The 26,648-nt window shown below is 56.8% G+C and carries 23 protein-coding genes and 2 pseudogenes; 2 read left to right on the top strand and 23 right to left on the bottom strand.

Annotation, left to right across the window (positions count from 1 at the left end; genetic code table 11):
* Nucleotides 1-35: 35 nt before the first annotated feature.
* From MNR02_RS00640 to MNR02_RS00585, 12 genes and pseudogenes are all read right to left on the bottom strand, one after another.
* Nucleotides 36-650: a flavin reductase family protein gene (locus MNR02_RS00640; RefSeq protein ID WP_241947716.1), complete on the bottom strand. Its 615-nt coding sequence runs from the start codon at nucleotides 648-650 to the stop codon at nucleotides 36-38.
* Complete coding sequence (locus tag MNR02_RS00635) at nucleotides 647-1,873, bottom strand: acyl-CoA dehydrogenase family protein (RefSeq protein WP_241947715.1); 1,227 nt, start codon at nucleotides 1,871-1,873, stop codon at nucleotides 647-649. Before MNR02_RS00635 ends, MNR02_RS00640 begins: the two co-directional genes overlap by 4 nt.
* A gap of 59 nt (nucleotides 1,874-1,932) precedes the next feature.
* Entirely contained in the window at nucleotides 1,933-2,712 is a 780-nt protein-coding gene (locus MNR02_RS00630; RefSeq protein WP_241947714.1) for an alpha/beta fold hydrolase, read from the bottom strand.
* Between the two features lie 24 nt (nucleotides 2,713-2,736).
* Entirely contained in the window at nucleotides 2,737-3,750 is a 1,014-nt protein-coding gene (locus MNR02_RS00625; RefSeq protein WP_241947713.1) for a zinc-binding dehydrogenase, read from the bottom strand.
* Nucleotides 3,747-4,790: a branched-chain amino acid ABC transporter permease gene (locus tag MNR02_RS00620; RefSeq protein ID WP_241600901.1), complete on the bottom strand. Its 1,044-nt coding sequence runs from the start codon at nucleotides 4,788-4,790 to the stop codon at nucleotides 3,747-3,749. The genes MNR02_RS00625 and MNR02_RS00620 overlap by 4 nt, the downstream gene beginning before the upstream one ends.
* A 4-nt stretch (nucleotides 4,791-4,794) precedes the next feature.
* On the bottom strand, nucleotides 4,795-5,652 hold the full coding sequence (locus MNR02_RS00615) for a branched-chain amino acid ABC transporter permease (RefSeq protein WP_241947712.1): 858 nt from the start codon (nucleotides 5,650-5,652) through the stop codon (nucleotides 4,795-4,797).
* Nucleotides 5,639-6,370 (bottom strand): ABC transporter ATP-binding protein, encoded by a 732-nt coding sequence (locus MNR02_RS00610; protein WP_241947711.1) that lies wholly within the window; start codon nucleotides 6,368-6,370, stop codon nucleotides 5,639-5,641. Before MNR02_RS00610 ends, MNR02_RS00615 begins: the two co-directional genes overlap by 14 nt.
* Nucleotides 6,367-7,062, bottom strand: coding sequence for an ABC transporter ATP-binding protein (locus MNR02_RS00605; protein WP_241947710.1), 696 nt, complete (start codon nucleotides 7,060-7,062; stop codon nucleotides 6,367-6,369). The genes MNR02_RS00610 and MNR02_RS00605 overlap by 4 nt, the downstream gene beginning before the upstream one ends.
* Before the next feature lie 157 nt (nucleotides 7,063-7,219).
* Nucleotides 7,220-8,518 carry an ABC transporter substrate-binding protein gene (locus MNR02_RS00600; protein WP_241947709.1) on the bottom strand — a complete coding sequence of 433 codons (1,299 nt, stop codon included), beginning with the start codon at nucleotides 8,516-8,518 and terminating at the stop codon, nucleotides 7,220-7,222.
* Nucleotides 8,519-8,597: 79 nt separating this feature from the next.
* Complete coding sequence (locus tag MNR02_RS00595) at nucleotides 8,598-9,416, bottom strand: SDR family NAD(P)-dependent oxidoreductase (protein ID WP_241947708.1); 819 nt, start codon at nucleotides 9,414-9,416, stop codon at nucleotides 8,598-8,600.
* A 602-nt stretch (nucleotides 9,417-10,018) separates the two neighbouring features.
* A pseudogene (locus MNR02_RS00590) lies at nucleotides 10,019-11,166 on the bottom strand (IS3 family transposase).
* A 202-nt stretch (nucleotides 11,167-11,368) separates the two neighbouring features.
* On the bottom strand, nucleotides 11,369-12,505 hold the full coding sequence (locus MNR02_RS00585; protein ID WP_241947707.1) for a sugar transferase: 1,137 nt from the start codon (nucleotides 12,503-12,505) through the stop codon (nucleotides 11,369-11,371).
* Nucleotides 12,506-12,987: 482 nt separating this feature from the next.
* On the opposite strand from MNR02_RS00585, the gene MNR02_RS00580 reads away from it, so the two are divergent.
* Together MNR02_RS00580 and galE are read left to right on the top strand one after the other, a co-directional pair.
* The gene (locus MNR02_RS00580) at nucleotides 12,988-14,316 is read left to right on the top strand and encodes an O-antigen ligase (RefSeq protein WP_241947706.1); all 1,329 of its coding nucleotides are present in this window, start codon (nucleotides 12,988-12,990) and stop codon (nucleotides 14,314-14,316) included.
* Between the two features lie 87 nt (nucleotides 14,317-14,403).
* Nucleotides 14,404-15,417, top strand: a complete 1,014-nt coding sequence (galE, locus tag MNR02_RS00575) for a UDP-glucose 4-epimerase GalE (protein WP_241947705.1) — start codon at nucleotides 14,404-14,406, stop codon at nucleotides 15,415-15,417.
* A 47-nt stretch (nucleotides 15,418-15,464) separates the two neighbouring features.
* Here galE and MNR02_RS00570 read toward each other — a convergent pair whose 3' ends face one another.
* From MNR02_RS00570 to MNR02_RS00520, 11 genes and pseudogenes are all read right to left on the bottom strand, one after another.
* Complete coding sequence (locus tag MNR02_RS00570) at nucleotides 15,465-16,616, bottom strand: glycosyltransferase (RefSeq protein ID WP_241947704.1); 1,152 nt, start codon at nucleotides 16,614-16,616, stop codon at nucleotides 15,465-15,467.
* Nucleotides 16,613-17,698 carry an EpsG family protein gene (locus MNR02_RS00565; protein ID WP_241947703.1) on the bottom strand — a complete coding sequence of 362 codons (1,086 nt, stop codon included), beginning with the start codon at nucleotides 17,696-17,698 and terminating at the stop codon, nucleotides 16,613-16,615. Before MNR02_RS00565 ends, MNR02_RS00570 begins: the two co-directional genes overlap by 4 nt.
* 22 nt (nucleotides 17,699-17,720) lie before the next feature.
* Nucleotides 17,721-18,794: a hypothetical protein gene (locus tag MNR02_RS00560; protein WP_241947702.1), complete on the bottom strand. Its 1,074-nt coding sequence runs from the start codon at nucleotides 18,792-18,794 to the stop codon at nucleotides 17,721-17,723.
* Nucleotides 18,795-19,228: 434 nt separating this feature from the next.
* Nucleotides 19,229-19,852, bottom strand: a pseudogene (locus MNR02_RS00555) (IS3 family transposase); the annotation flags it as partial.
* A gap of 13 nt (nucleotides 19,853-19,865) precedes the next feature.
* Complete coding sequence (locus MNR02_RS00550; protein ID WP_241947701.1) at nucleotides 19,866-21,008, bottom strand: N-acetyl sugar amidotransferase; 1,143 nt, start codon at nucleotides 21,006-21,008, stop codon at nucleotides 19,866-19,868.
* Nucleotides 21,009-21,030: 22 nt separating this feature from the next.
* Nucleotides 21,031-21,789 (bottom strand): AglZ/HisF2 family acetamidino modification protein, encoded by a 759-nt coding sequence (locus tag MNR02_RS00545; RefSeq protein WP_241947700.1) that lies wholly within the window; start codon nucleotides 21,787-21,789, stop codon nucleotides 21,031-21,033.
* Entirely contained in the window at nucleotides 21,783-22,445 is a 663-nt protein-coding gene (gene hisH / locus MNR02_RS00540; protein ID WP_241947699.1) for an imidazole glycerol phosphate synthase subunit HisH, read from the bottom strand. Before hisH ends, MNR02_RS00545 begins: the two co-directional genes overlap by 7 nt.
* Complete coding sequence (locus MNR02_RS00535; RefSeq protein WP_241947698.1) at nucleotides 22,438-23,697, bottom strand: hypothetical protein; 1,260 nt, start codon at nucleotides 23,695-23,697, stop codon at nucleotides 22,438-22,440. Before MNR02_RS00535 ends, hisH begins: the two co-directional genes overlap by 8 nt.
* A complete protein-coding gene (locus MNR02_RS00530) occupies nucleotides 23,694-25,007 on the bottom strand; it encodes a lipopolysaccharide biosynthesis protein (RefSeq protein WP_241947697.1) in 1,314 nt (437 codons plus the stop codon). Before MNR02_RS00530 ends, MNR02_RS00535 begins: the two co-directional genes overlap by 4 nt.
* Entirely contained in the window at nucleotides 24,985-26,091 is a 1,107-nt protein-coding gene (locus MNR02_RS00525; protein ID WP_305854507.1) for a DegT/DnrJ/EryC1/StrS aminotransferase family protein, read from the bottom strand. Before MNR02_RS00525 ends, MNR02_RS00530 begins: the two co-directional genes overlap by 23 nt.
* Nucleotides 26,075-26,647 (bottom strand): acyltransferase, encoded by a 573-nt coding sequence (locus MNR02_RS00520; RefSeq protein WP_241947696.1) that lies wholly within the window; start codon nucleotides 26,645-26,647, stop codon nucleotides 26,075-26,077. The genes MNR02_RS00525 and MNR02_RS00520 overlap by 17 nt, the downstream gene beginning before the upstream one ends.
* Nucleotide 26,648 lies beyond the last annotated feature (1 nt).

The raw sequence follows: 26,648 nt of genomic DNA, 5'->3' as shown, positions 1-26,648 counted from the left end.
GGGAAAGCCGGCGGCATATCTCGCCGGCTCTTGACTCAGAAGGTCGCGGAATCGTCCGGCCACAACAGAACCGGCGCCGAGGCCGTATCGACCACCGGTCCCAGCGCGTGCCAGGCACGGTTGGAATAGACCAGCGCCTCGGCCTGCCGTGTCGCGTGCGCTCCGGAGGAAACGGATGTCAGCTCCGCGGTCACAAGGCAGGCGCCCGGCGTTTCCAGCCGGCCGCGCAGCTCTGCGCGAAACCACAGCTCGACCTGCGGATAGTAGGGCTCACCGCTGTCGAGCCGTGACCAGCGCACATCCGGCCCGAAGCGATCCTTGCCTGATGTGGCGCAGAGCCGGGCAAGCTGCATGTCGGCGCGGCGCACGAAATGCACGACGACGGATGCGGCACGCTCGACCACCTTCGCGCTGGAGGACGATGCCGAGAGCGAGAAGGCGACCATGGGTGGAGACGCACTGATCGAGATCAGCGAGCTCACCGTCAGCGCGACAGGCCCCTCCGCCCCTTCCGCCGTGATGATGGCGACGCCGGATGGGTGATGCCTGAAGGCGGCGAGAAACGCCTCTGTGAGGCGGGAGCCAGCGGAGGCGGCGCCCGTTTCAGGCACAGCCCCCTTGCCCGGCATGTCTTTCGCCGGGGCGCTCATTTCTTCTCGATCAGGTCGTAGAACTGCCATGTGCGGTCGCTCCACAGGCCGGCAAGGTCGCGGCCGGCGGCACCGACGATGTTCGGGTTGATCGTGAAGTGGTTTGCTGCCGTCAGCATCTCGCGATAGATCCGCTGCATCACGCCGTAGCGCAGCGAGGCCCCGCCGAGCGAGCGATAGACGAAATGGCAGGCGTCGACGCCGGCCTCATGCACTTCGGATTTGGCGAGATGCACAAGGCTGATCTGGCGCGTGGTCATGCGATTGCCGGCCTCGATGGAGGACTCGACGTCGCGCCAGACCTCGAACAGGAAAGCGCGGGCGGCGCGGACACGAGCCTCCGCCCGGCCGAAATCGTACCAGAACTTGTCGCTCTCGCCGAGCAGCCCTGCGCGGCCCGTCTTGGTCTTGGCATATTTCGCGGCCTCGTCGAGTATGCGGCGCGAGGCACCGATGGCCCAGCCGGAATGGCCGATGGCGGCAAGCCCCACCACGCCAAGGCTGAAGAATTCCTGCATGCGCTGCGGCTCGGCCGTCAGGATCGGGAAGACCATGTCGTCAGGAATGAAGACGTCGTTGGCGGCGTAATCGATGCTGCCGGTGGCCTGAAGGCCAAGGACGTTCCAGTTGCCGAGCAGTTCGTGCTCGTCTACCGGCGCATGGGCGCAAAGAACGATCACATCGCCATTCTCGTCCTTGGCCGGCTGGCCGTTGCCATCGTCGAGCAGGGCGGCGGTGTGCGTGTAGGTCGCGTGGTAGATGCCGCTCGCATAGGCCCACTTGCCGTTCAGGCGATAACCGCCATCGACCTTCTTTAGCATGCCGGTTGGCGTGCCCTGACCGGAGAACCGGTTGTCGGTCTTGCCGTCATAGAGACGGCTGATGGCCGTGTCGGGCAGGAAGGCCGCCGACATCGCGCCGATGCAGGCGTGGACCATCGACACCCAGCCGGCCGCGCCGCTGTGATAGGTGATGGCCTCGATGAGCTGCAGGCCCTGCGTCGGCGAGAGCTGCGCGCCGCCGATATCCTCGCCGGCGAAGATATGGCTCATGCGGACAGGCTTGAGCGCCTCGAAGGTCTCCTCGTTGAGGCGGCCGAGTTTTTCATTCGCCTCAGAATTCCTGTCGAGGATCGGGCCGACCTTCTCGATATGCGCCATGAGGGATGCGAAGTCCGTCTTCGTACCCCAGTAACCGGATGCATGCTTGAGTGGTGCGTTCATGACAATTCCTCCTTGATGGTCCTGTCGTCGCGGATCGCTGGAAGCGCCGCGCTCGGGTTTCACGTGGCCAGGAAGTCGCCGATGGCCGTGACGGTGCGCGGATCTTCCTGCATGGCGAAATGGCCGGCCTCCTCGATGATCAGCGTCCGGGCATTGGGAATGGCGGCCTGCCAGAGCGGCGCCTGCGAGGCGGGCAGCATGCGGTCCCTGTCGCCCCAGACGATCAGCGTCTCGTTGGGAATCCGGCTCAGCCAACGGCCGAGATTGGGGTGGCCCATGCCGTGCACCTTGAGAATGTTGCCCAGTGCCGACCCCTCCTTCTCGCGGGCCGCCACGAAGGCTTCTGCCGAAGGGCACTCCGAACCACCGGGAAAGTAGCGCGCCGCGACCGCGACATTGTGCGCGAGATAGGCGGGAAACTCTTGCGGCGGGATCTGGCTCAGGTCGGCGCCGGGGTGATCGGGATGATTGAGCCCGGCCGGCGCATTCAGCACCAGCCTGCCGAAACGCTCGCCGGCAACGGCAGCGATCTCCGCCGCCATCCAGCCCCCCATGGAATGACCGACGAGATGCGGACGCTCGAGGCCGAGCGCGTCAACGAGACGGAGATTGTGGACCACCATGTCCTGCATGCCGGCAATATGTGGCGCTTCGGCGCTCTCGCCGAAACCGGGATGGAAGGGCAGGTAGACACGGAAGCGGTCGGCAAGGCCCCGCGCCCAGTCGTAACCCTCGATTGTTGCCGCGCCATGCAGGGCGATCACAGCCGGTCCATTGCCGATCGCCTTGACGACCGTGCGCACACCGTCGATCTCCTCAGTCAGCGTTTCGAATTCCATAACCTGCCCTCCTCGTCCATTTGCTCACGCCGCATCGGCGGCAATCAGCACCTTGCATTGCGTTGTCCGGCGCCTGAGCCCCTCGAAGGTCTCGGGCACTTCGTCGAAACCGATCCGCCCCGTGATCAGCGCCTGCGGGCGGTAGCGGCCGGGACCGAGAGCGCCCAGCGACGTCTCGAATTCGGCCATGTTGAAGAACACCGCGAAAACGAGCCGGATTTCCTTCGACAGGGCCGCGAAGGGATCCCACTCGTCACCGCCCACGCAGAGCCCGACGCCGACCACCGTTCCGTGGGTACGCACGAGCCTGCAGGCGAAGTCGATGAGCCCGCGCTTGCCGACGCATTCGAAGACGATATCGGGTTGACCGCCCGACCGGGCCTGAAAGTCCTCGGCAAGGCCGGGACCGGAAAGGGCAAAGCCGGTCGCACCGACGGCGCTCACGCGCTCCTCCTGATGCCGGTTGATATCGGCGACGATGACATCGCGCGCACCATGGCGCCGCGCCCAGAAGGCGACCAGCAGGCCGATCGGCCCGGCGCCGAGGATCAGAACGCGATCGCCCGGCTTCAGCCCTGATCGCATGACGCAATGCAGCGCCACGGCGACCGGCTCAGCCAACGCGCCTTCCTCGATGGGCAGGTCGTCGGGCAGGATGCGGCATTGACGGGCGCCAACGGTGGTAAACTCGGCATAGCCGCCGCCGATCAGTCGCATCTCGGCGCACCAGGCCGGTTCTCCCTTGCGGCAACTCTCACAGGCGCCGCAGCCGCGCATCGGGGCAACCGCCACGCGGTCACCCGGCTTGAGCCCTAAGACGGCGCTGCCGCAGCGGATAATCTCGCCGGCGAATTCGTGGCCAAGCACATCGTGACGGTTGAGCCCGAAGGTCTTCGGGTCTTCGGTCATGTGCAGATCGGACCCGCAGATGCCGCAGGCGGCGACCCTCAGCAGGACTTCATCCTCCGCCGGCTCCGGGATAGGGCGCTTGCCCACCGTCAACGGCAGTCCGACGGCATCGAACAGAACGGCCTTCATGTCGGGTCCTCCATCAATCGCCGGCGTGTCGGGAACCAGGGGGCATCGACGACCTTGCAGATCAGGCCCCAGAGGCCGCCGCGCGCGAAAAGCGCCATGAAAACAGTGAGCAGACCGAGCACCACCATGTATGTCGCGCCATATTCACCGAACCAGCGCTCGGCGAAGAAGTAGATCAGCGCCCCGATCAGCACACCCTCCAGCGAGCCCAGCCCGCCGACCATGACGATGAAGATCGCGATATTGGCCCAGCTCGGATCATAGGCGGAGGGCGGCGTGATGCGCAGTTGCGCCATGAAGTAGATGGCGCCGGCAAGGCCCGTGCCGACCGCTGCCGCGACCCAGATGAGGAAGCGCAGCCGGCCGACATTGACACCCTGGCTGGCGGCGGCAACCGGATTGTCCCGCATGGCGATGAGCGCCAGCCCATAGCGCGAGCGCAGGAGCCAGTAACTGCCGCCGACCGTGACGAGCAGCATCAGCGCGCAGAGCAGCGAGACGCCGATGGCGCGCTCCATGGGCGAATATCCGGTCATGACGCGCAGGCTCATACCCGCCCCGCCGTTGACATAGCCGAAGACCGATGTCCCAAGCCGCAGCACCTCGGCGATGACCCAGGTGCCGATCGCGAAATAGGGACCGTCGAGCCGGTGCAGCAGGCCATAGGTGGGAATGGCGAGCAGGGCCGGCGCGATCATCGCGAGCACCACGGCGATGAACGGATTGATACCCCACAGCTGCGCCATCACGAACATCATGTAGGCGGACACACCGATAAACGCCTGCTGGCCGACCGATACCAGCCCCGCATAGCCCGCAAGCAAGTTCCACATCTGCGCGACGGCGATGTAGCAGCAGAGCTCGACAACATCGCGGATCAGGCCCTGGCTCGCCCAGAACGGCATCGAGGCGATGGCGATGAGCGCGACGACGCCGAGCCCCATGGCGACGACGCCGGATAGGGTCTGGCGCTGAACGCGCACCGGCGGGAAATCCATGGTACCGGCTGGTCCTGATACGGTTGCGAACGCTTGGGTCACGGTCTCAGCCCTTTCCGAGAATGCCCTGCGGCCGCAGTGCGAGAATGGTGAGGAAGACGAGGTGGCCGGCAAGGATGCCGAAGCCGGGATCGATGCGGAACCCGATCGACTGGCTGATGCCGAGCACCATGGCCCCGATGAAGGCACCCCAGATCGAGCCCATGCCGCCGATGATGACGGCCTCGAAGGCATAGATGAGCTGGAAGGCACCATCGGCCGGCGAAACCGTGGAGCGCATCGACTGGAAGACCGCGGCAAAGCCCAGGATGCCGACGGCAAGCGCCGTGGCGCCGGCATAGACGGCCTTGGGATCGATGCCGGTCATCGCAGCCGCCTCGACATCGGCGGCGGCCGCACGCAGCGAACGCCCGAACCGGGTATACTGCATGGTGGCTGCAAGCGCCGCCGTCAGCACGGTGGCGGTGATCAGCACGATCACCGGCAGCACGCCGACGAAGAGCGGGCCGAGCTGGAAGGAGGCCTGGGCGAGGCCGTCGCTCGGCAGCGAGCGCGTATCGGCCGACCAGACCTGCAGCATCGCGTTCTGCAGCGCGATCGACAGGCCGAACGTGGCGATCAGCGACGGCAGCGGATCGGCACCGACGACGCGGTTGAGGATCAGCCGCTGCAGGATGATGCCGATGATGCCGCCGAGCGCGACCAGCACCACCAGCACCGACCAGGGGCCGAGGCTGAAGGTGGAAGCAAGGCTGATGCCGACCAGCGCCAGCAGGATCATCAGGTCGCCATGGGTGATGTTGACGACACGCATCACCCCGAACATCAGCGCCATGCCGAGAGCATATTGTGCATAGAGGCCGCCCAGAAGAACGCCCTGGACCAGTCCGTCAAGCCACTGCATGGGATGCTCCGAAATAGGCTTCGCCGATCGCCTCGCGTGACAGTTCCGCGGAGCGGCCGGTCAAGGTCATCCGACCCTCCAGCATGCAGTAGAGCCGGTCCGAGGCGGACTTGGCGAGGCCGACATCCTGCTCCACCAGCACGATGGCCGTGCCGTTCGCCGAAATCGACGGAATGGATTGATAGATTTCCTTGACCACCTTCGGCGCCAGACCGAGGCTGATCTCGTCGCACAAAAGCAGGCGTGGCTGGTTGAGTAGCGCGCGGCCGATCGCCACCATCTGCTGCTGGCCGCCGGAGAGCGACTGGACCGGCACCGCCTGCTTTTCCTTCAGGATCGGAAACAGCGCATGGATGCGCTCGATCGTCCAGGCATCGCCACGGCCGGGTGCGGCATGGTCGACGGCGACGCGCAGATTGTCGAGCACCGACATGCCGGCAAACAGCCGACGCCCCTCGGGTACGATCGCCACGCCGTCGGCCACCATTTGGTGCGGCTTGCTGCCGCCCACCGGCCGGCCGTCGAGACGCACCATGTCGGCCCCGACCCTGATCAGGCCCATGATCGACTTCAGCAGCGTGGATTTGCCCGCACCGTTGGCACCAATCAGGGCGACCACCTCGCCCTCCGCAATGTCGAGATCGACGCCGTAAAGGGCCTGAAAATCACCGTAGCGGGCCTTGAGGTCGTGGGTGGAGAGAAGCGTCTTCGCCGTCATGCCTCGATCCCCATATAGACGCGCCGGACTTCCGGGTCCTTGATGACGTCATCCGGCTGGCCTTCGGCAATCTTCTCGCCGAAGTTCAGCACCATGATCCGGTCGGCCACCGCCAGCAGGGCGTGCAGCACATGCTCGATCCACACGATTGTCACGCCACGATCGCGGATGCGGCGGATCAGCTGCACGAGCGCCTTGCCTTCCTCATCCGTCAGCCCGCCGGCGATTTCGTCGAGCAGCAGCAGGCTCGGGCCGGACGCCAGCGCGCGGGCCAGTTCCAGCCGCTTGCGATCGAGCAGCGTCAGCGATCCGGCCGAGCGATTGGCCTTGTCCGCCAGTTCGCAGTCGCGCAGGATCTCGGCGCAGAACGCATAGCTCTGCGCCTCCGTGCGCCCGCCCCCGAAGGTGGCCGCCACGAGCAGGTTCTCGAAGGTTGACATGCCCACATAGGGCCGGGGGATCTGGTAGGTCCGGCCAATGCCGATCTTGCAGCGCGCATAGGGCGGCTGGCCGACGAGCCGTTCGCCCGCGAAGACAAGCTCGCCGGCATCATTGTGCAGGTCGCCGCTGATCAGGTTGAAAAGCGTGGTCTTGCCGGCGCCGTTGGGGCCGAGAATACCCAGCACCTCGCCGCGCCGGACATCGAAACTGATGTCATGCAGGACGCGGAGCGCACCGAAGGATTTGCTCAATCCTCTCGCTTCTAGCAATACGCCGTTCAATCAATCCTCCGCTCCGGGCCGCGGCAGGCGTTTTCAAACGCCGCCCGCCCGGTCCTCCTGCACTCGGATGGTTCTGTCTGTAGCCGGGCGAATTGCCGCCCGGCAGCCATGTCCAGCATGCCCGGGCTCAGTCCGCCCAGGGGAGCACCTTCATCTTCTGCTCGGGTTCGAACAGCGTGTTGACGGTGTTGTCGACGATCTTCAGGTCGTAGGGCCACTTCTCGCCCTTCACCCACTGGCCGCCGAAGATCGGCGTCGTCGAGACATTCTTGTGCGGCCCGCTGGAGAAATCGACCTTGCCGATCAGCGTCTCCATCTTGGTTTCGACCATCGCGTCACGGATCGAGGTGCGGTCGAGCGGGTTGGAGGCGCGCTTGAGGATATCGAGCGCCACTTCCCAGATCGCGTGACTGTAGCCGAGCGGTTGCGTCCACTGCTTCTTGGTCTCGCTCTCCCACTGATCGGCGATCTCGCGGCTCACCTGGCCCGTCAGCGTCGACTTGAACGGGAAGGCGGGCGTCCACCAGACCTCCGAGGACATGCCGTCGCCAAGTGGCCCGAGCGCCTGCACGCCGCCCGGGAAGAGCAGCGCTGCCGCGACCGTGACGGCCTTGGGCTTGTAGCCCTGCTGGGCGCACTGGTTGACGAAGGTCTTGAGGTCGTCGGGATAGGTAATGCCGCCGACGATTTCGCAGCCGGCATTCTTGAAGGCGGCGATCTGCGCCGAATAGTCATTGGTGCGTGGCTGGAAGAAGCCGGGAACGGTAATCTCGAAGCCGGCCTTCTGCGTCGGTGCGGGCAGGCCGTAGTCGTTGTTGCCCCAGGTCTCGCCGTCGGCGTTCTGCGGAAACAGCATGCCGACCTTGCGGTTCGTGTCGAGCGTGTTCCACAGACCGACGAAGGTGTTCAGCGCCTCGTCGAGACCCCAGAAGAAGTGATAGGTCCAGTTGAAGGGCTCGTTCTGGCCGCCGCGCGGAAAGATGACGGCCTGCCAGGGCGCGCCGGTCGACAGGCACGGGCATTCGTTGAGTTCCGCCTGGTCGGCAGCCGGGCTGACGGTATCGGTCGTCGAGGCCGGCAGAAGCAGATGCACGCCGTCATTGAGGATAAGGTCGCCGGCGACTTCTGCGGCACGGTTCGGGTCGGACTGGCTGTCGCGGATCAGGATCTCGACATCGAACTTGCCGGCTGCGGTCTCCAGCCCGTCCTTCAGCATCTCCTTGACCTTCTGGGCCGCCCAGCCGTCAGTCTCGCCAAAAAGCGCGAGCGGGCCGGTGGTGGGCGTCACGAAGCCGAGCTTGATCGTGCCGGCCGATTGCGCCCGTGCGATCATCGGCGCGCCGAGCGTGGCGGCGGCAAGGCCGGCACCCATGCCTTTCAGCACGGTGCGGCGGGATGGCTGCGCAAATTTCGTCTTCAGGTCCACCTTGGTCTCCTCCCTCTGGTGTTCTTGTCGTCTTGACGCGCATGCAGTGGCGGTCGGCCCTCCCAGACCGGCAATCGCCTCACTTGATGCGGTTCATCGAACCGCCGTCGATTACGATCTGGCTGCCTGTGACATAGGATGAGCAAGGCGATGCGAGATAGAGCGCCAGCCCCTTGATATCCTCGGTGTCGCCGATCCTGCCGATCAGCGACTGCTCCTCGAAGGCCTTGCGGTCGGCGGGGATCTTCAGCCGGCCGCCGGCAATATTGGTCATGAAGGGACCGGGCGAGATGCAGTTGACCAGGATGCCGAACATGCCCAGCTCCATCGCCATCTGACGGACGAAATGATCAACGCCCGCCTTCGCGGGCATATAGGGCGTGCCGACGATCGCTTCGTTGATCTGCGCGGCGATGGAGGACGTGACGATGATGCGGCCGCCGCCCGTCGCCTTCATGTGGCGCGCCGAATGTTTCACGGTCGTATAGACGGATGAGAGATTGACCTCGATGACCCGGTCCCAATGGTGGTCGTCGAGCACGTCGATCGCCCCATCGGGGATGCGCTCGCCCGTCGTCGACAGGAAACCCGGCCCGGCATCGATGCCCGCATTGGCGAAGACCACGTCGATCCGGCCATGGCGCTCGGCCACCGCATCGAAGGCTTCCTTCATGCGGGCACGGTCCGCCACGTCGACCACCTGCCCCCAGACGTCGCCGCCGCCCGCCTTGAGTTCGGCCACGACGCAGTCGAGCTGCGTTGGATTGAGATCAAAAATACAGACCCGCGCGCCGTTATCCGCCATGACCTCGGCGTAAGCACGCCCGATACCACTGGCGCCGCCGGTAACAATGACCGACTTGCCGCGAACGTCGAACATCTCCTGCAATGTCGCCATTCTTCTCCTCCCGATTACAAGGAGGCTAACAGCGGCCAACACCCGTTTTGATGATTTTTTTCAACTTTAATATGCCGGATCGTTATATTCGAAGGCGCTTTGCTGGCGATATGGCCAATGGCGATCCACTTGTGCGAAATCCAGTCTAGTAGCCGCAGCTCAACGGGTAGAGTGGAAATCGGGAGCCTAAGGAAACACATTCGGCAGATGCGTTAGAGGACGCATTCCAACTCACTGTCATCGATAGGATTTCGAGGCAAACAGGAAATGGCGGAGAGGGTGGGACTCCCGCCACGGTCGCTTTCAACGCCTGGAAACCTCGGGATTTCGATCCGTCGATTTTGTGCCGTGTGTACCAATGTTGTGACCTGCATTCGACTGCAGTATTTCAAAATAAATGTCAACACTTGGCTGAGATGCACCTACCATAAATCCGGTCGCATTTTGAACAGGTTTGCGTCACCTGGAAATTTGAGGCCGAGCGTAGTAACCGCGTGCAAGTATCATCGACAATTGCAGGGGCCTAGCGGGCGAACGGCACACCAAACCAAGCCAGGAAAATAACGAAGACCTGGCCTGCTGCCGGTTTTTCGGACACCGAGTTAGGCTAATCCTACCTTGTTTTCAAATTCCATAGGGCTGAGATAGCCCAGTGTCGAATGGCGACGCTTTGGGTTGTAGAAGCGCTCGATGTAGTCGAACACGTCCGCCTTTGCATCGTCCCTGGTCCTGTAGACGTTGCGAGCTGTCCTTTCCGTTTTGAGTGATGAGAAGAAGCTTTCCATCGCGGCATTGTCCCAGACATTGCCGGATCGGCTCATCGAGCAGGTGATTCCATGATCAGCCATGAGACGCTGGAACTGCTCGCTCGTGTATTGGCTGCCCTGGTCCGAATGGTGGAGAAGCGCATCCGGCTTGCCTCTGCGCCAGATGGCCATGATCAGCGCATCTGTGACGAGCTGGGCCGTCATGTTGGCATTCATCGACCAGCCAACGACACGGCGCGAGAACAGGTCGATGACGGCAGCCACATAGAGCCAGCCCTCAGCCGTCCAAAGATATGCAAAATCGGCCACCCACTTCTGGTTCGGTCTTGCTGCCGCGAACTATCGGTCTAGCACATTCGGCATGATGACCGGGCGCTCGCCGTCGTCTCTCGGCAAGCCTCGCCGTCTCGGTCTTGCTCTCAATGCATTGGCGCGCATGAGACGCTCGACACGATGCAGACCACAGGAGAGACCTTCGGCAAGGAGGTCGTGCCAGACACGCCGCGCGCCGTAGGTGCGGTCGCTATCCTTGAAGCTGTCCTTGATCTTGTCGAGCAGAGCCTCATCATACCGGGCATGCTGGCTCGGAGACCGGTTTAACCAGGCGTGAAAGCCGGAACGCGATACACCCAGCGCTTCGCAGAGCCATGCCACCGGCCAGATCGAACGGTGCTTTGCAATGAACGCGAACTTCATATCACGTCCTTCGCAAAGTAGGCGGCGGCCTTTTTTAAGATATCACGCTCCGCCTTCAGCTTGGCCACCTCTTTCCGAAGCCTCTCGATCTCAAGCTGCTCAGGCTTCATCTGTCCCTGACCAGGAAAAGCCTGTGCGGGGTCCGAACCATATTCCCTGACCCACTTGCGCAGGACATTCTCATGAACATCCAGATCGCGAGATGCCTGCGCAACGCCGACCCCACGCTCTCGAACCAATCTCACCGCCTCAAGCTTGTACTCGCGGCTGAACTTCCTTCGTTGCATCCATGCGCTCCAGTTTCATTGGAAACACCTTAACTCGGTGTCCAAGAAACCGGCAGCAGGCCAGGATGCGGACTTCCGTCAGCGTATCAAATGCCGCATCATGGATGCAAAACCTACGCTCAGAACATGGCAGACTGTGGCATCCGAAGTTCTGGAACGCTTGAAGCCAATTGATCCAGCGGTCTGATGACGAGCGGTTGCTTTATCTGGCGCCCGTCCCAAACACCACGGTCCTGATAGTTTTGAACAGGACTATGAGATCCAGATCAAACGATAGGTTTTTGATATAGTAAAGATCGTACGAGAGCTTTTCAATCTCTTCCTCCGTAGTCGACGCATAGCCGGATGTTACCTGCGCCCAACCTGTAATCCCCGGCAGAACCAGAGATCTGAGCGCGTATTTGGGCTCGACACGCTCGCTGGCTTTGGCGACATACTCAGCTACTGGTCGAGGTCCAATGAGGCTCATATCGCCCCTCAGTATGTTAAAAAGTTGAGGTAGCTCATCCAAACGGAGCTTTCGCAACATGTTGCAGCCAGGCATGATGCGCGCATCACCAGCAATGGTTGACCCGCCTCCGGTACCTTTATACATAGTCCTAAACTTATACATCCGGAAACGCTGCCCGCCGTAACCGCGCCTTACCTGGACGAAAAGCACCGGCCCTTTATCCAGCGCGTAAAGATAGGCGGCCACCAAACCGGCAAGCGGTAGCGTGAGAGGCAACGATAGCAGTACAGCACATACATCCAAGGCTCGCTTGCAGCGAGCGTAGAGTATCTGACTGGGGGTGTAATTGAGGTGAGTGATTTCGAAGCTTGAGACCTCGATACGCCCCTGCCGAATTTCGAGATAACGGGTCCAAGGCATCACCTCAACACCTCCAAGGTAACACCGTGCCAAGAATGATGACCAAACGCTCGTGTGGTGCTCGTCAGGATCAATCAGTATGATCTCGACGTCCTCGAGACTCGCCTCCGGGTTCGGCAAAATTCTGAGCTTATCTAAGTAAGCCTGTATCATCGCTAATCTTGCGGAAGAGAGGAGCGCGACCCGTGCGTTGACGGCGCGGTGAAGCCGCAAATTTGCATAGATGAGAGCAAACAGAAGTACTGGGTAACATAGAAGCAGCGCCTGGAAGCTTAGCGAAATTCGAAGCCCAGCGAGAATACTTATTGCAACGCAGAATAACGCCGTCACCACGATTGCGCCGGATATGACGGGAGCGGAATGCCTTTTGAAGCCAGAAAACATAGCGCAGGCTGCTAAGGGCACAAACGCCAGAACGGCTAATGCCGATGTGATGTTGTTCCAATCGTCACGTCCGTTACTGATCATAACGCCCGCATAGATGGCAGACTGAAGAGAAACAGCGAGCAACAACGGAGGCAAAATGGTTCGCAACTCTCGGAGGTATTGATGCTTCCGTATCCGTGCGCCCTGAGCGGTAACGTACGATAAGTCTCTCGCTGGCGTTTCCTTCAAGGACCTTGGCCGCCGTTTATTTACCCGCATTGCCATTTTCAAACCTGTTCACGGCGGCCGCTCAAACTCTCGGTTCTGCACCAGACATGGCCGTTTTGACAATCAAGACGAGAATGTCAACAGCGACCGGCTTCCAATAGCTCATCAGCAGCAACACTCCCCCAAAAACGGGGTTCATCTGCAGCTGCTCGGATCGCGAAAAGCTTGTATCCCGTCGAGGAGCATGTATTAGAACCGATCATACAAACAGCGGGCTTAAGATCTCGCGCATGAAGCAAACGTGCGCGTATCGTGGGCCGAGAACCGAGCGACTAGTGTCGATGCAAAGTGAGGACATGAAGAAAGCCCCGTCTTCACAAAACTGGACTGGAAAAAGCAGTATCTTTTCAAGCCTAGCATGGTTAGCGATGGCTTCGGCCATGATTGTGGAAAGCGATTCCTATCGATACGCGACACTTTTCTTTGTAGCACTAGCTGGAACCGCGTTCAGGGAGAGAGCAAAAAGCATCTCGGCCCACTGGCTGGTGATACTGTGCTACATCTGGGCAGCTTACGTGTTCGTGCGTTTTATCTATGGAATCCTGGGACATGATGAAAGAGGAACGTCGGAGTGGCTCTATGTCTTCCCTATATTTTTTCCTCTCGTCGGCATCGCTCTTCACGCAACTCGAAATGTCATTTATGCGGCGGCCACAGCTTTGATTGTCGCCGGCTTATTCAGCCTAATTGTGACACTTGATTTCGAGACTTTGCTATCAGGTGCGCGTGCAGCACCACTATGGCACAACAACCCGATACATGCCGGCGTTGGCAGTGGGATGATTTTTTTGTGCTCGGTGTTTTGGGCGCTATACAGTGTCGAAGTCCAGAAGCTCCGGGGTCGTTCGATGTGGCTCACCATAGGGCTTGGTGTAGCGACCGCAGTGCTGGGCCTCTTAGGCGTACTCGGGTCCCAATCGAAAGGCGTTTGGCTGGCGCTTGCAGCTACCACGGTTTTTAGCGGCCTACTATGCCTGCTTTTTTATAGCGGTAGATGGCGCGTATTCTCGCTCGCCACCGCAACCGTCACGGCCGGCTTCGCCACCATATTTGCGTATCCCTACGTGCAAAAGGTGGCGGGACCTACAATCGATGCCATTGCTGAACTCTTTAGAGTAGCGATATCAGAGCGTTCCGCATCTATAGCGCTTCAAAGACTGATTGATGATCCGGCGACGCCTTCCTCGATGGGCGAGCGTCTGAAGCTGATTTCCAACGCGATCGAGGTCTACCAGAGTTCCCCCTGGATCGGGTCGGGAAATGTGTGGTTAACCAAGTGGAAACATACAACTTATGGCGACGTTCCTCACACGATAATCCATAACGGCTACCTAGAGATTATCGTACGCCATGGACTGTTAGGGATGACGATGCTCGCAGTCTTCGTGTTCGCAGGGATCAAGATCGTGAACGATGCACATAAAAAGGGCCACCTATCTACTAGCCTCACAGGCTTCATTTATTGCATGAACTTCTTTTTCTTTTGCACTGTTGCAACGAATTCCAATAATCGCCTCGCTCTGGGAGAGTCGTTCTTCATCTTCATGGGGGGAGTAGTTTTTGCTCTACTGATCCGCCCACAGACCGTCAGGACACAACCACTTCCGGACGATGATCGGAGGTAATAGGACTGAATGGTCTGTGGTTCGAACCACGATCAAATGGCTGATGAGCCAAAGAACAAGCTCAAGTGAGAGATAGACGAGGCATCAATGAACAAAAAGATTCTCCTAACGGGCGGGACTGGTTACATCGGTAGCCACGCAGCAGTCGAACTTTCGACAAGGGGATATGATGTTGTTCTATACGACAACCTGCAGAACAGTTCCGCCGCAGTGGTTGACCAGATAGAACTGATCTCAAACAGAAAATGCGAGTTCATTCAAGGCGACATCAGGGATACAGCGCTTCTGTCCGACACGCTAAGCAGGCTCAAGATCAATGCGGTAATGCATTTCGCTGGGCTGAAGGCGGTAGCGGAATCGATAGAAGAACCGCTTAATTACTACTCCACAAACGTGTTAGGCACGCTGTCGCTTCTGGATGCTATGTTGCATGCGCAAGTCTTTAACCTTGTGTTCAGTAGTAGCGCGACAGTCTATGGCGTCCCTGCGTATTTGCCGATCGACGAGCTCCACCCTACCGGACCAGTTAACCCGTACGGGCGGAGTAAGCTACACGCTGAGCGAATCCTATCAGACCTGGCAGTCAGTTCTACAAATTGGTCGATCATTTCTCTGCGCTATTTTAATCCTACTGGGGCTCACGAGAGCGGTCTACTCGGCGAACGCCCAACCTCTCGTCCGAACAATCTCATGCCGATTATATCGGAAGTGGCGCTGAATTCTCGTGACAGACTTCAAGTATTTGGAGACGACTACGATACGCCCGATGGCACTGGAGTCCGAGACTTCATCCATGTAATGGATTTAGCGGAAGGGCACCGAAAGGCGCTGGAGTACATCGGCAAGGAAAAAGGCTTTGAGATCTTCAACCTCGGTACAGGCGCAGGATACAGTGTGCTTGAAATGGTCGAAGCGTACAAAGTTGCATCCGGCCAAGCTATTCCTGTAGAAATCATGACCAGACGACCGGGTGATGTGGGTGCTTGCTACGCTGATGCGTTGAAAGCGGACACTGTTCTCGGATGGCAGGCGAAACGCTCGCTTAAAGATATGTGTGAGAGTTCGTGGAGGTTCTATACAAATTCCTCCAATCGCGGCTGATAGCACTCATAATGAAGCCATGCCGCCAGATACAATAATCTTAGAGGCTAGCTGCGTGCTAAAGATCCACATTCATCCCAAACGTCCTGATAGCCTTGGACCATAGCTTCAATTGAAAATTGGGACACAATCCGTTGTCTTGCTTGCCGACGGCGCTCCGACCACAAGCTTGGCCGACTTGACCATTCCTCCAAGGCATCGACGATCGCAGCGGCCAACAACTGCGAATTCTCGACAGGCACGCACCAGCCAGTGGCGCCAACGATCTCTGACGCGTCACCAACTGCGGTGACGACACATGGCGTTTCACATGCCATAGCTTCGGCAACCACGTTCGGAAACGCCTCGCTCCGCGACGACAGGACATGAAGATCAAGTGCACACATCAACCTGGGAACGTCACTGCGAGCGCCAAGCAAACAGACACTTTTGGCGATCCCAGCTCGCTCTAGAAGTGACACAAGTTCACTGTTCTCGGGTATACACCCCTTCCCTACTAACATAACGCGCAAATCCGCGCGATTATGGCGAACCAAGGCGATTGCTGAAACGAGATTAGAGTGATCCTTAAGCGGGTCCCAGCGTGCGACAAAACCAATTAGAGGGCAACTATCAGGTATCCCGAGCTCCGTCCTTATATCTTGCCTTGCGTCTTCTGATCGGCACCATCTGTTTATGTCGTAACCATTCGCTACGACTTTGACTTTTCGTTGGTCATAGCCCTTCCCCACATGGACGTCCTCAGCTGCCTTTGCGCAAGCGATGATTTTCGTGGGGACAAAGTTCGATATACGGGCGCACAGCCAATCTATTGCCCGCGTGCTACGACTCGCCATGCCGGGAACTAGATGAGTATGATGAATACCCCATACAACGGTTGGAAGCCTTGCCACCTTCGCGCAAATGCCGCCTAAAAAATTGGCGTGATACATCCACGTTTGAACCACATCAGGTTGCTCCTTTCGCATGAAAGCTACCAGTTGGCGCAGGGCGCCGATACTAGCGCGGCCCCTTTGCATACCAAGACATAAAACTCGGGTACCTTGCGCTTCTAACAACGCCCCATACTTGCCGGCATCGGTAAGCGACACGACGACATGCTCGGTTTTGTCCGGCACCGCAGAGACAAGACGAAAAAGCACGGCCTCAGCGCCACCATCATCAAGACCAGTTATGACATGCAGCACTTTAAAAGTCATTGTTGTAGCAGAGCCCAGTTGTAAGGAACCCAGTAACGACTATGGGTGCCGTAACCGAGCCATACCCACAATGACCCCGCACTTACAAGGAATAAGCCTACAGCAGCAAATTTTTCCAGTTTTGGCCCAAGTAACCCTGGAGCTACGCTGTAAACATACATGCTCAATGGGATGAAATAGAGGCCAATCCGATCAGCGATCGTCGATCGACTAAAGGAGAGAACTAACAATGTCAAAACGGCTGCCGCCGCGATACCCCAGACCCCCGGCTCCTCACCTTGTCGCCCCAGTCTCTTCCAAAAGATAACTACAATAGCCCCAAACAAAGAGAGTTGAAGCAGGCGAAATACCGCACCAGTAGAAGCCCACTTCTGATTATCAGCAAAGTTCTCTGACGAGGCCCCGGCTTGCGCAGCAAGTACATAATCGCCGAGCAAATTTCCGAAAGAATTGACAAACAGAAGAAACGTTAGGCAGATAGCATAGACGGTCATCCCCCCAGCCTTAAAGAAAGAATCGGGGCCCAGTGGAAACCTATAAATCGCTGGCGCGAATACAAACAGGACAACCGCCGACTTATGGAAAAGGGCGGCTATGGTGACCAACACAACGAACGGGATAGTCGACTGCTTTTGTGCAGCTATAATTGCCAGCATGCCCAAACCGATGGCGACACTTTGCCGAGTATAACCCGTATACACTACGACCATCAGATAGGGCACTGCCGCAACTAGCGCCAATCCAGGCCGGTTCTGATGTGCAGAGAACACAACAAGGCAACCCACAGCAATCGCCGCACATACCGTGTTGACCAGATATATGCCACCTCCCAAATTTGCCCCCACCCAATTAAGTAAGGAATATCCAAGATCTGTCCTAAAATCAGTGATTGGTGCACCAACTGCCGCATCGAGCCAAGCAATGTAGACGTCCCAGTCCCCACCAACATCTCGTCGCAGTCCTATAAGCACGATTGCTATCAGCGCAAAAACTGGGAGACCAAGCTTCACATACGCGGTGCGGTCGATGGGAACCAGCGCAGCAGCGGCGATCAACATCAGCCAGTAGGCCCAACCAGTCATCGAACAGCTCCCTGATCGCCGTTCACAGGCCGTCCAAAGCCATTAGGCGCTCATAGCAGCCACGCAGCAAGATCGTCTTGTCGATATATGGCCGCGACGTTTTCCTCACATCCTCTCGCGAAACGAATCTCATATTTTTTGCAAAATCGACCATATCACTCAAGTTGCAGCTGCCCACTTTAAAATAAGGAAAGCTCCGCGGGAAGACGTCTAGATGCGTTGCATAGACAGGAACCCCATGGCTCAAATATTGCCGAACTTTCAAAGTGCACGCCTGCTTCATGTTCTTCCGATCTAAAGCAAATGAAGAGAGTGCCAGCCAGCTCTTCGATAGCATCGCTGCAACACGCTTGTTATCGAGCGCACCGTGAAAAACAAACCGGGCATCCCCAAACGCGGCGCGCGCATCATTGTCATGAACATCACCCACGACATCTACAACAAAGTCCTCTTCAAACGACCTAGCAGAGTAGATAACTCTATCAAGACCTTGCCAAGGGTGGAAGTATGACGAAACAAATATCAACCGAGGCACAGCTCCTGTACGACCATCCTCATGCGCTATTGAACCGTCCATCCTAATCCCGTTCGGGTATACGATAGACTTATTCATAGGAAATCCGGAACGCTGAATCTGATACTGCGCTATCTCTTCAGTTACAGATACAATTCCGTACGCCTGCCGAATACACTGCGGCGCGACTACCGCTTCTATTGCAGCCTTTGCCAAGGACTTCACATTTAGCGACCCAATCAGTTCTGGGACTTCCAATGTGTGGTGCATAAGAAGTACGGGGATCTTTGATCTTTTGAGGAAGCAAAATTCTCCATAGTCCGCAGGCAAGTGCCGAAGGAGAACAATATCATAGTCCTCCGACATTCGCGTTAACCAGCTATAGAAATCGCTTTTGGCTGCTCCATCAGAACTTAGATCTCGGCACACTACATCGGTTGAGACATGGCTCTCGGAAGTAAAGAGGCGACTATGCCAAACAATACCAAGTTCGTCAGCGGCTTGCTGCTCCTGATACATTTGAGCGGAAATGCCGGGAGAAAAATATCTTTGATAGGCTGCATGAAGCACTCTTTTAGACAACGCCGATCTCCCTTCGCCTAAACGGACTCGTAAAGCTACTTGATGTGTTCATCTGCCCGTCGTGGCCTGCAGTCGCCTTGCTATCGACTGCTCACAACATGATTGTCAAGTACGGTGATCCTTCCCGTTTTAACGAGTTTCAGCCGTAATTCACGCGGCCATTTTCAGTTTCTGAGCGGGTGCGATGGCCCCAATGCTCATGATGGGCCGTTCGCGGTCATGCGTCCAAAAAAATTCCGGGGGAAACCCTTGCGCCTGCCCGTGTAGCCGGTCACCAGCAGACCTTCACAGCAGCAAAAACCAGGATCATACCGAGCCAGCACACAATCGAGAATGCGGCCAAGTGCGTCCGTGTCGATGTCGCTGCGGGCGCGGACCGACAACCGGCCCACATCCGGCAATGCCCCATTCTCAACGGGGCTCCGCAGTAGAATTCACGCGGCCATTTTCAGTTCTGCGCGGGCGTTATACCGCCGATGCCCATATTGGGCCGTTCGTTGTTAATAGGTCCATAGCCACTGCGTGGCGAATTCCTGCGCCTCCTCGATACTTTCGATGATGTATTGGTCGACCCATTCGTGTCGGACTGTGCGGCTGTAGCGCTCGACATAGGCATTCTGTTGCGGCTTTCCGGGCTGGATGTGGCTCAACGCAATTCCTTGCGTTGCCGCCCATTCCATCAGCTTGCCATCACTGACATACTCAGGACCGTTGTCCACACGAATGGCGAATGGTCTGCCTCATCATTCAATGATCTGGTTCAAACTGCGGATGACACGTTCAACAGGCAGCGAAAAGTCCACCTCAATGCCCAGTCCCTCGCGATTGAAGTCGTCCACACCGTTCAACAGCCGGAATTGCCTGCCGTCTTCCAAACGATCCACCATGAAATCCATTGACCAGACCAGGTTCGGAGCATCAGGCACAGTCAGAGCGTCGGACTTGTCCCGCTTCAAACGCTTGCGTGGCTTGATCCTGAGGTTCAACTCCAGCTCACGATAGATGCGATATACGCGCTTATAGTTCCAGCGATGTCCTCGGACATTCCGGAGGTAAAGTTCAGTGTATCTATTAGCTTGTAGGCCCCAAGAAACCCCTCAGCGCCTGCTTTGCCGACACCATCAAGTCCCACACCCATTTCTCCGATGTATAATGGTCATGTGAGACCTCCGGTCGGTTTAGATACGTTGTCAAAACAGCAGGTGTCCACCCCATCTTCTTCAGGAAGTACTGCCTATCAGCATCAAGATCCTCTTTAAAGGGATATGGCGATTGCTCAATCAACTCTAAAGCCCTAGTCCGGCTTAATTGGCCAGACATGATTAGTGTCGACAAGTGCAGCTTACGCTTATCGACGCCGAATTTCTCAGGCAGAATATAACCTTGATAAAAGCGAGTAAATATAGACTCGTAGTGCTTATAGGGATATCGCTTATAACGGTAATTCTTCTCAAGCGACTCTAAAGATTTCTCCTTATCAAAATCCAAGAAGTCCAAAAAAGAAATCCATTTAGTTTTACGGACATACTCATAATATACATATTCCAACGAACCAATAGAAGGAAATGTTTGCAGCCGGACGTTTGCAAAAGTCTTAGCGATGCCCTTGATGTTAGCTTTGTCACGCTTGAACCAATTCCAATTTCGCGGGATGCTCATTCCTTCTGTAGCAGAATTGCTACCAGAGAGAATATGTTTAAGACCATACTTTCGGGCCTGGTGGTAATTTACGGCCAGCATTGCGTTATCATAAAGCAATTCGATATCGATGACATCTGCATCAAAGAATGCCTGCATTAAGGCGCGATACTCTGGCCAATTAATCACATGAGTGTAGAGGTCCACACCAAGTCCACGGACGAGATTAGCAATGTTGTTCTGAGCCAGTTCGGAGTTCCAGCCGTTGTCCATGTGAACGGCCAATGGCCGCAGACCGAGTTCTACCGCGTTTACCAGCGCCCAGGAACTATCAACACCGCCAGACACTCCAATTATGCAATCATATCGCTTGCCCCTGCCTGCCCGCTTGACATTCTCGAGCAGCAAGGCGAGGCGGCTACTGCGGCTCGACTCATCTTCAAAAACGATGCCTGCTGCGTTGGCCTCGAACTCTGAGCAATAGTTGCACACGCCATCAGCGTTGAAAGTGATCCCGCCAGCGGTGGTGTCCATGATGCAACGAGAGCAGCGGCGGTAGCGGTCGATCTGCAGCAAAATCTTAGTGTCCCTTATAAACCTATCCGCGTAGCGTCTCTAACTCGCCATGACTCGGGTATGTTATAAGAACGGCGCGGTGCGGACCGTTAAAGACGAAAAAAGCGCCTGCTGCAACCGCATGGGCGCCAGCATTTATCGAATTTCTCATATCATCTAACGATGCTATTCCACCACAAGCAACCATGGGAACGTTTACCGTCTTTGATAAGTTGTTGATCAACTCAAGGTCTGGGCCAGCTAACGTTCCATCCCGATCAACTGCATTAAGCAATATTTCGCCAGCCCCTGCGTCCGCAGCATGGCGAGCGAACTCTAGCCAGTTGCTCGTAAGGATCTTCCCGTTCCGCGAAGAGTAAAGCCGCGGACGCCCCAGGAAGTCCCGTTTTACATCGACGGAAACAGTTATGGCTTGCGACCCAAAATGGCTCGCGAGGAGCGGAATTATTGATTGGTCTTCCAGCACTGAACTCTGCATACACAGTTTTTCCACACCCAAGCGGAATAATTGCTCAGCCTGTCTCAAACAATGTATGCCGCCGCCGTAAGCAAGCGGCATAAAGCACTCACTTGCCAACGCCTCGATCATTTCATAATCGGGTTCGTGACCCATCCGGCTCGCATCGATATCAAGTACTATGAGTTCGTCCACCTCCTTGTCGTTAAAGATCCGGATGGCGTTGATCGGGTCTCCGATGTACTTGGCGTTTCGGAACTTCGTCGTCTTGACCACCCCTCTTTCTCGCAAAAGCAAAATCGGAATGACTCGGCTTTTCAGCATGTTCGCAACTCCACGTATCGCCTTAGTAGCGCCAGTCCAAATCGGTGACTCTTTTCTGGGTGGAACTGCATGCCAAAGACATTGCCGCGCTGCACACTGGCGGTGATTGTGCCCCCATATTGTGTGGTAGCGATTACGTCTTCAGCATCACGACAGACCGCATGATAAGAGTGGACAAAGTAAAAGCAGGGATGACGGCCGTCAGCTTCACGCCTGGCAACAAGCACATTCTCACGTATCACGTCCAATTCGTTCCAGCCCATGTGGGGGACCTTCAGCATCTCAGGGTTCGGCCTTATCCGCCGCACCTCACCCGACATGAGCCCTAGTCCGCGAAGCTGCCCCTCTTCACTGCCGTCGAAAAGCAGCTGCATACCGAGGCATATCCCTAGAAGAACAACTTTCTCCTGCGTGACGAAATCCAGCAGAGCGGAGGAGAAACCACTTTGGTTCAACAGCCGCATACCACTATCAAAATGACCTACGCCAGGTAGAATTATTTTTCGCACTGACATAAGGTCCTCTGGCCGAACTAGACGGGTGCCAAGTCCTCCTGCCTTTTCGATCATTCGCATGACACTGCCGGTGTTGCCTAAACCGGCGTCAATTACACCTATCGTTCGCTCGCTTATCGAGTTGTTGCAGTCATTAGCCATCGATCAATTCTTTTAGCACGCTGTCCAAATCCCTACTTCCGCGCTGCCAACTCGCGGATTTCAACGTCCGGGGTATGTTGTCCAGCCATTTGCGAAACGAATCAGTGGACCAGTTCGCCTTGGTGACATACCCTTCATCAACGAGGTCGGAGAACATGTCTCGATACTTTCCATCTCCACGAAGGGTTGGACAAAGAGCAAGAGACGGCACATGCATCGCAGCAGCATCGTAGCAGCTCATGCTGGACATGGTTACAACTCCGCTAACATTTTGCAACGCCACAGGCAGAGGAACTTGACTACCCCAATTCCATTCTGTGTTCTCATGGGTATGGCAGAAGGCATTCAACCGCTCGATCAATTGGCCGTACTTGTTCCGATCTCGTAATTGCACAGGATGCAACCGGAAGCACCAAAAGACAGAACTCGAGGTTTCTTCGATCATTTGTCGCACAACATCTGGGAAGAGCCCGTTGTCCAAGATACCTGCGAGAGCGGTATCCGTACCATGATCGCCTGCATAGCCCCAACTGAGGGCCACAAGAACCCGCTTCGCATAAGCGTTTGAGACCGATGGCACTGCTACACGCCACTCCTCGGGCATAGCCTTTGGAACACTGTCCAAGAAGCGCTCTAGAAAAGGGTGCGGTATTTGGTGGATCATCACCCCCTTGCCTACTAGGGCCCCAAAGACTTCAGTGGATTTACCATCAAGCGTCAAGAGATCCGTGGGCAACGCCTCTGTAGGAAAATTGTCCCAGCCCCAAGGAACAAAGGTGTAACCCATACCATGCATTAATTCTGCATGTCGCACCCCCTTCTGGTGGCATGCCATCGCTAGTTCAAATGTCGAACCAATAGAAATGACGAGGCGCGGCCTCACCCTATCCAAAATACGCAGATGGAGATTTGTTATCGGGCGACGCCAGTCTGCGTGAGTACCAAGTTGCCGGTTCAAATGTGATAGGATCGTGGCGACCAAGTAACTTCTGTTAAGAGCATGGGGGGAACCGTGCGCTCGATGACCGGTCAGCCTGGAAAATTGCCAGGCAACGACGCAACTGCTGCGACCGGCCTGCTCAAGCCGCTCCCTGACACTGTCTAAAAGGGGCGAGTATGCCTTACCGCCAATCGTCAACCCTCGGTCTGCGTCATGACAGACCAGCAGCACATCAGCGTTAGTGAGACGACTCAGATCGTCATCGAAATTTATCCGCTTTAGCCGATTAGCAGCAGCATGGAAGAGCCTCATGGCAAGCAACGCCTCATCAGATCAATGAAATTCATCCGTAATATTTTCCAGCCCGCAGCCATTGGCACCTTGTTGATTTTCTGCGACAGCAAGAAAACAGCCAGCGTCTGACCTATACTCACCAAAGAGTACACAGCCGCAAGCCCGAGTCCACCGTAAACTCCGGCAATACTCCAACCTGCGAGCGCGTAGACGAGCGCTCCGGAAAAGGTGACCGCAGCCAGCAACTCGGTGCGTCCCGCATAGAAAAGCGGGTTGACTACCGCGAAATAAACGCTCGCAGCAACAGCACCTGGAAGCAATAGGTAGACATACATCAAAGCATCATGAAACGCGTCACCCAATAGATAATCAAAGCTCAAAGACAGCACTGCCACATAGAGACATGATCCCCCAATGCAGAGGAACACAAAGGATAGCTGAACCGCGGCCACGTGAGAGTGAAATCTCTGTTTGAGGCGTCTAAATATCCACGGTGACAGGGCTCGGTTGATGGCATCTGCAACCATTATGAGCGGCAACATTAACTGCATTGCAACCGAATAGACCCCTGCATCATGATAACCCAAACGCTGGCCTATGATAAATCGATCGCCCTGCGCCAAAGCGATACCTGCAACTGCATGAGGAAGAAGTGGTAAACCGAACCTCAATGCACGGCTCACGTCCTCCCAACCAACCCTGCCCGCCGCCCTGCCACTGAGTATCAACCACCCAACGGCCAATACACCGAACAGGGTTACTGGCGCAGTCAAGCCAATTATTCTCCCATCTGCACCGGCCTCAAACGTCACTACAAGCAAAACTGAAATCACTGCATTCGCAACAACCTGGGCAAACTGAAAAGCTATGTAAGGCAGTGGGCGCTCGGCGGCCTGCCAAAGCACGAGCAATATGGACGAACCGCCGCTTGCTATAGCACTAACCGCGCACCAAAATATCCATTCTTTGCTGAGCTCCAAGAAATCCAAATAAGGAGCCAAAATCTGCAACAAGGAAATGGCGATTGTACCCGCCGCTATCAAAATTACCAGACAGGCCGCGACGTAGCTTGGAAACGCAGCGCTGTGACCTTTGAAGTATTCAACCGAAATTGAGCCGTGCAGGTTGAGCGACGTGAAAGCGACCAGAACTGCAAAAAGCAATTGAAAATTAACAACGAGACCTAGTTCAGCGGGCGAAAGGTAGCGTGTAAGTATCGGCAACAGCAGAAAAGGCACAAGGCCATTCATGATGTTGCCTATCAGATAGAGCAACGAATTCTGAAACAATTTCAGTGCAGCCACCTTACGCCACGCGCGCCAACGCATCGACGATCCTGAATTGTGTCGACTCATCAAGACTGGGATGCATAGGCAAGCTCACGACACGGCTAGCTAGCATGTCTGCCACTGGGCTTGGGCCGCCCTTTGAAAGGGGTGCATAGGCCTCTTGCCGATTGAGCGGAATGGGATAGTGGACGGCAGTCGGGATACCCTCACGCGTCAACTGCGCCACGACCTTCTCTCGATCATCAACGAGAACCGTGTACTGGGCATAAACACTCGTGCGATCCGACCTTTGCTTAATGCGATCAACACCTCGGGCGTCAAGCATAGCATTGTAGCGGGTGCCAATTGCGATGCGCTGTTCGATTTCCCAGTCGAAGCGGGTCAGCTTCCCCAACACGACCGCACACTGGATCGTGTCCATTCGACCACCAACTCCGATACGAGAATGCACATATCGCTGCGACTGTCCATGCACACGAATTTCCCGAACAATCTGAGCCAAGTAGGTATTATTGGTAAAAATTGCGCCACCATCGCCATAACAACCGAGCGGCTTTGACGGGAAAAAACTTGCGCAGCCAAAGGTCGATAGATTACAGCTTTTCCTATTGCGATACTGAGCTCCAAAGCTCTGCGCGGCGTCCTCGATGACAATGATACCATGCTCGGTAGCAATGGCGTTGATGTCGTCCATATCCGCCGGCTGGCCATATAGCGAAACCGGAATGATGGCCCGGGTGCGGTCAGTAATGGCAGCGCGGATGAGGGACGCATCCATGTTGGCCGTTTCGGGCTCAATATCGACAAAAACCGGCGTGGCACCGGCCAGCACGATGACCTCAGCGGTTGCAGCGAAAGTAAATGGCGTGGTGATTACCTCATCGCCTGGCTTGAGTCCCAGCGACATAAGGGAGATCAGAAGCGCTTCGGTACCGCTAGAAACAGTGACACAATGGTCGGCGCCTGACCAGGCCTGCAACTTTTGCTCCAGCTCCTGGACCTCCGGCCCCATAATGTATTGGCCGTGGTCAAGTACACGCTGGATTCGCGCATCAATGTCACCCTTGAGCGCAGCATACTGTCCCTTCAGGTCGATAAAGGGAATGTCATGGCTCGATGACATCAAGAACTCCGTTCTTAAGTACGTAACGTTCCCCAGAGTGGGGACATTCAGTGACACCGGTTCCCGCAACCGGCAAATCAAGACGTTCGCCGAAGCGGCTCATCCAACCAATCTGCCGCCCCGGAACTCCGACTACAAGCGCATGCGCAGGCACGTCCCGGTTAACTACCGATCCTGCACCGACGAAAGCATAGCGGCCTATCGTTGTACCGCACACGATGGTTGCATTGGCGCCAATGGTAGCACCTTTCTGGACCAGGGTGTGGCGATACTCACCCTTCCGCACTACAGCCGAGCGTGGGTTATAGACGTTGGTGAAGACCATCGAAGGCCCACAAAAGACGTCGTCCTCCAAGGTTACTGCGTCATAGACTGAAACGTTGTTCTGAATCTTCACGTTATTGCCGATGGTCACGTCATTGCCTATGAAAACACCCTGGCCGAGCGAGCATCGCTCACCGACTACAGCGCCTGCACATACATGAACCCAATGCCAGATGCGCGTCTGCGCTCCGATCGTTGCACCTTCATCGATGATCGCTGTTGTATGAATCATG

It is taken from the genome of Shinella sp. H4-D48 (assembly GCF_022637395.1).
GTDB lineage: Bacteria > Pseudomonadota > Alphaproteobacteria > Rhizobiales > Rhizobiaceae > Shinella > Shinella sedimenti.
The sequence above is the reverse complement of the archived record's forward strand: the minus strand, read 5'-3'. Positions and strand labels throughout refer to the sequence as shown.

Coding starts and splice junctions, on each gene's coding strand:
- MNR02_RS00640 (WP_241947716.1), bottom strand. CDS start 650: ATGAGCGCCCCGGCGAAAGACATGCCGGGCAAGGGGGCTGTGCCTGAA.
- MNR02_RS00635 (WP_241947715.1), bottom strand. CDS start 1,873: ATGAACGCACCACTCAAGCATGCATCCGGTTACTGGGGTACGAAGACG.
- MNR02_RS00630 (WP_241947714.1), bottom strand. CDS start 2,712: ATGGAATTCGAAACGCTGACTGAGGAGATCGACGGTGTGCGCACGGTC.
- MNR02_RS00625 (WP_241947713.1), bottom strand. CDS start 3,750: ATGAAGGCCGTTCTGTTCGATGCCGTCGGACTGCCGTTGACGGTGGGC.
- MNR02_RS00615 (WP_241947712.1), bottom strand. CDS start 5,652: ATGCAGTGGCTTGACGGACTGGTCCAGGGCGTTCTTCTGGGCGGCCTC.
- MNR02_RS00610 (WP_241947711.1), bottom strand. CDS start 6,370: ATGACGGCGAAGACGCTTCTCTCCACCCACGACCTCAAGGCCCGCTAC.
- MNR02_RS00595 (WP_241947708.1), bottom strand. CDS start 9,416: ATGGCGACATTGCAGGAGATGTTCGACGTTCGCGGCAAGTCGGTCATT.
- MNR02_RS00585 (WP_241947707.1), bottom strand. CDS start 12,505: ATGATCAGTAACGGACGTGACGATTGGAACAACATCACATCGGCATTA.
- MNR02_RS00580 (WP_241947706.1), top strand. CDS start 12,988: ATGAAGAAAGCCCCGTCTTCACAAAACTGGACTGGAAAAAGCAGTATC.
- galE (WP_241947705.1), top strand. CDS start 14,404: ATGAACAAAAAGATTCTCCTAACGGGCGGGACTGGTTACATCGGTAGC.
- MNR02_RS00570 (WP_241947704.1), bottom strand. CDS start 16,616: ATGACTTTTAAAGTGCTGCATGTCATAACTGGTCTTGATGATGGTGGC.
- MNR02_RS00565 (WP_241947703.1), bottom strand. CDS start 17,698: ATGACTGGTTGGGCCTACTGGCTGATGTTGATCGCCGCTGCTGCGCTG.
- MNR02_RS00545 (WP_241947700.1), bottom strand. CDS start 21,789: ATGCTGAAAAGCCGAGTCATTCCGATTTTGCTTTTGCGAGAAAGAGGG.
- hisH (WP_241947699.1), bottom strand. CDS start 22,445: ATGGCTAATGACTGCAACAACTCGATAAGCGAGCGAACGATAGGTGTA.
- MNR02_RS00535 (WP_241947698.1), bottom strand. CDS start 23,697: ATGAGGCTCTTCCATGCTGCTGCTAATCGGCTAAAGCGGATAAATTTC.
- MNR02_RS00530 (WP_241947697.1), bottom strand. CDS start 25,007: ATGCGTTGGCGCGCGTGGCGTAAGGTGGCTGCACTGAAATTGTTTCAG.
- MNR02_RS00525 (WP_305854507.1), bottom strand. CDS start 26,091: ATGTCATCGAGCCATGACATTCCCTTTATCGACCTGAAGGGACAGTAT.
- MNR02_RS00520 (WP_241947696.1), bottom strand. CDS start 26,647: ATGATTCATACAACAGCGATCATCGATGAAGGTGCAACGATCGGAGCG.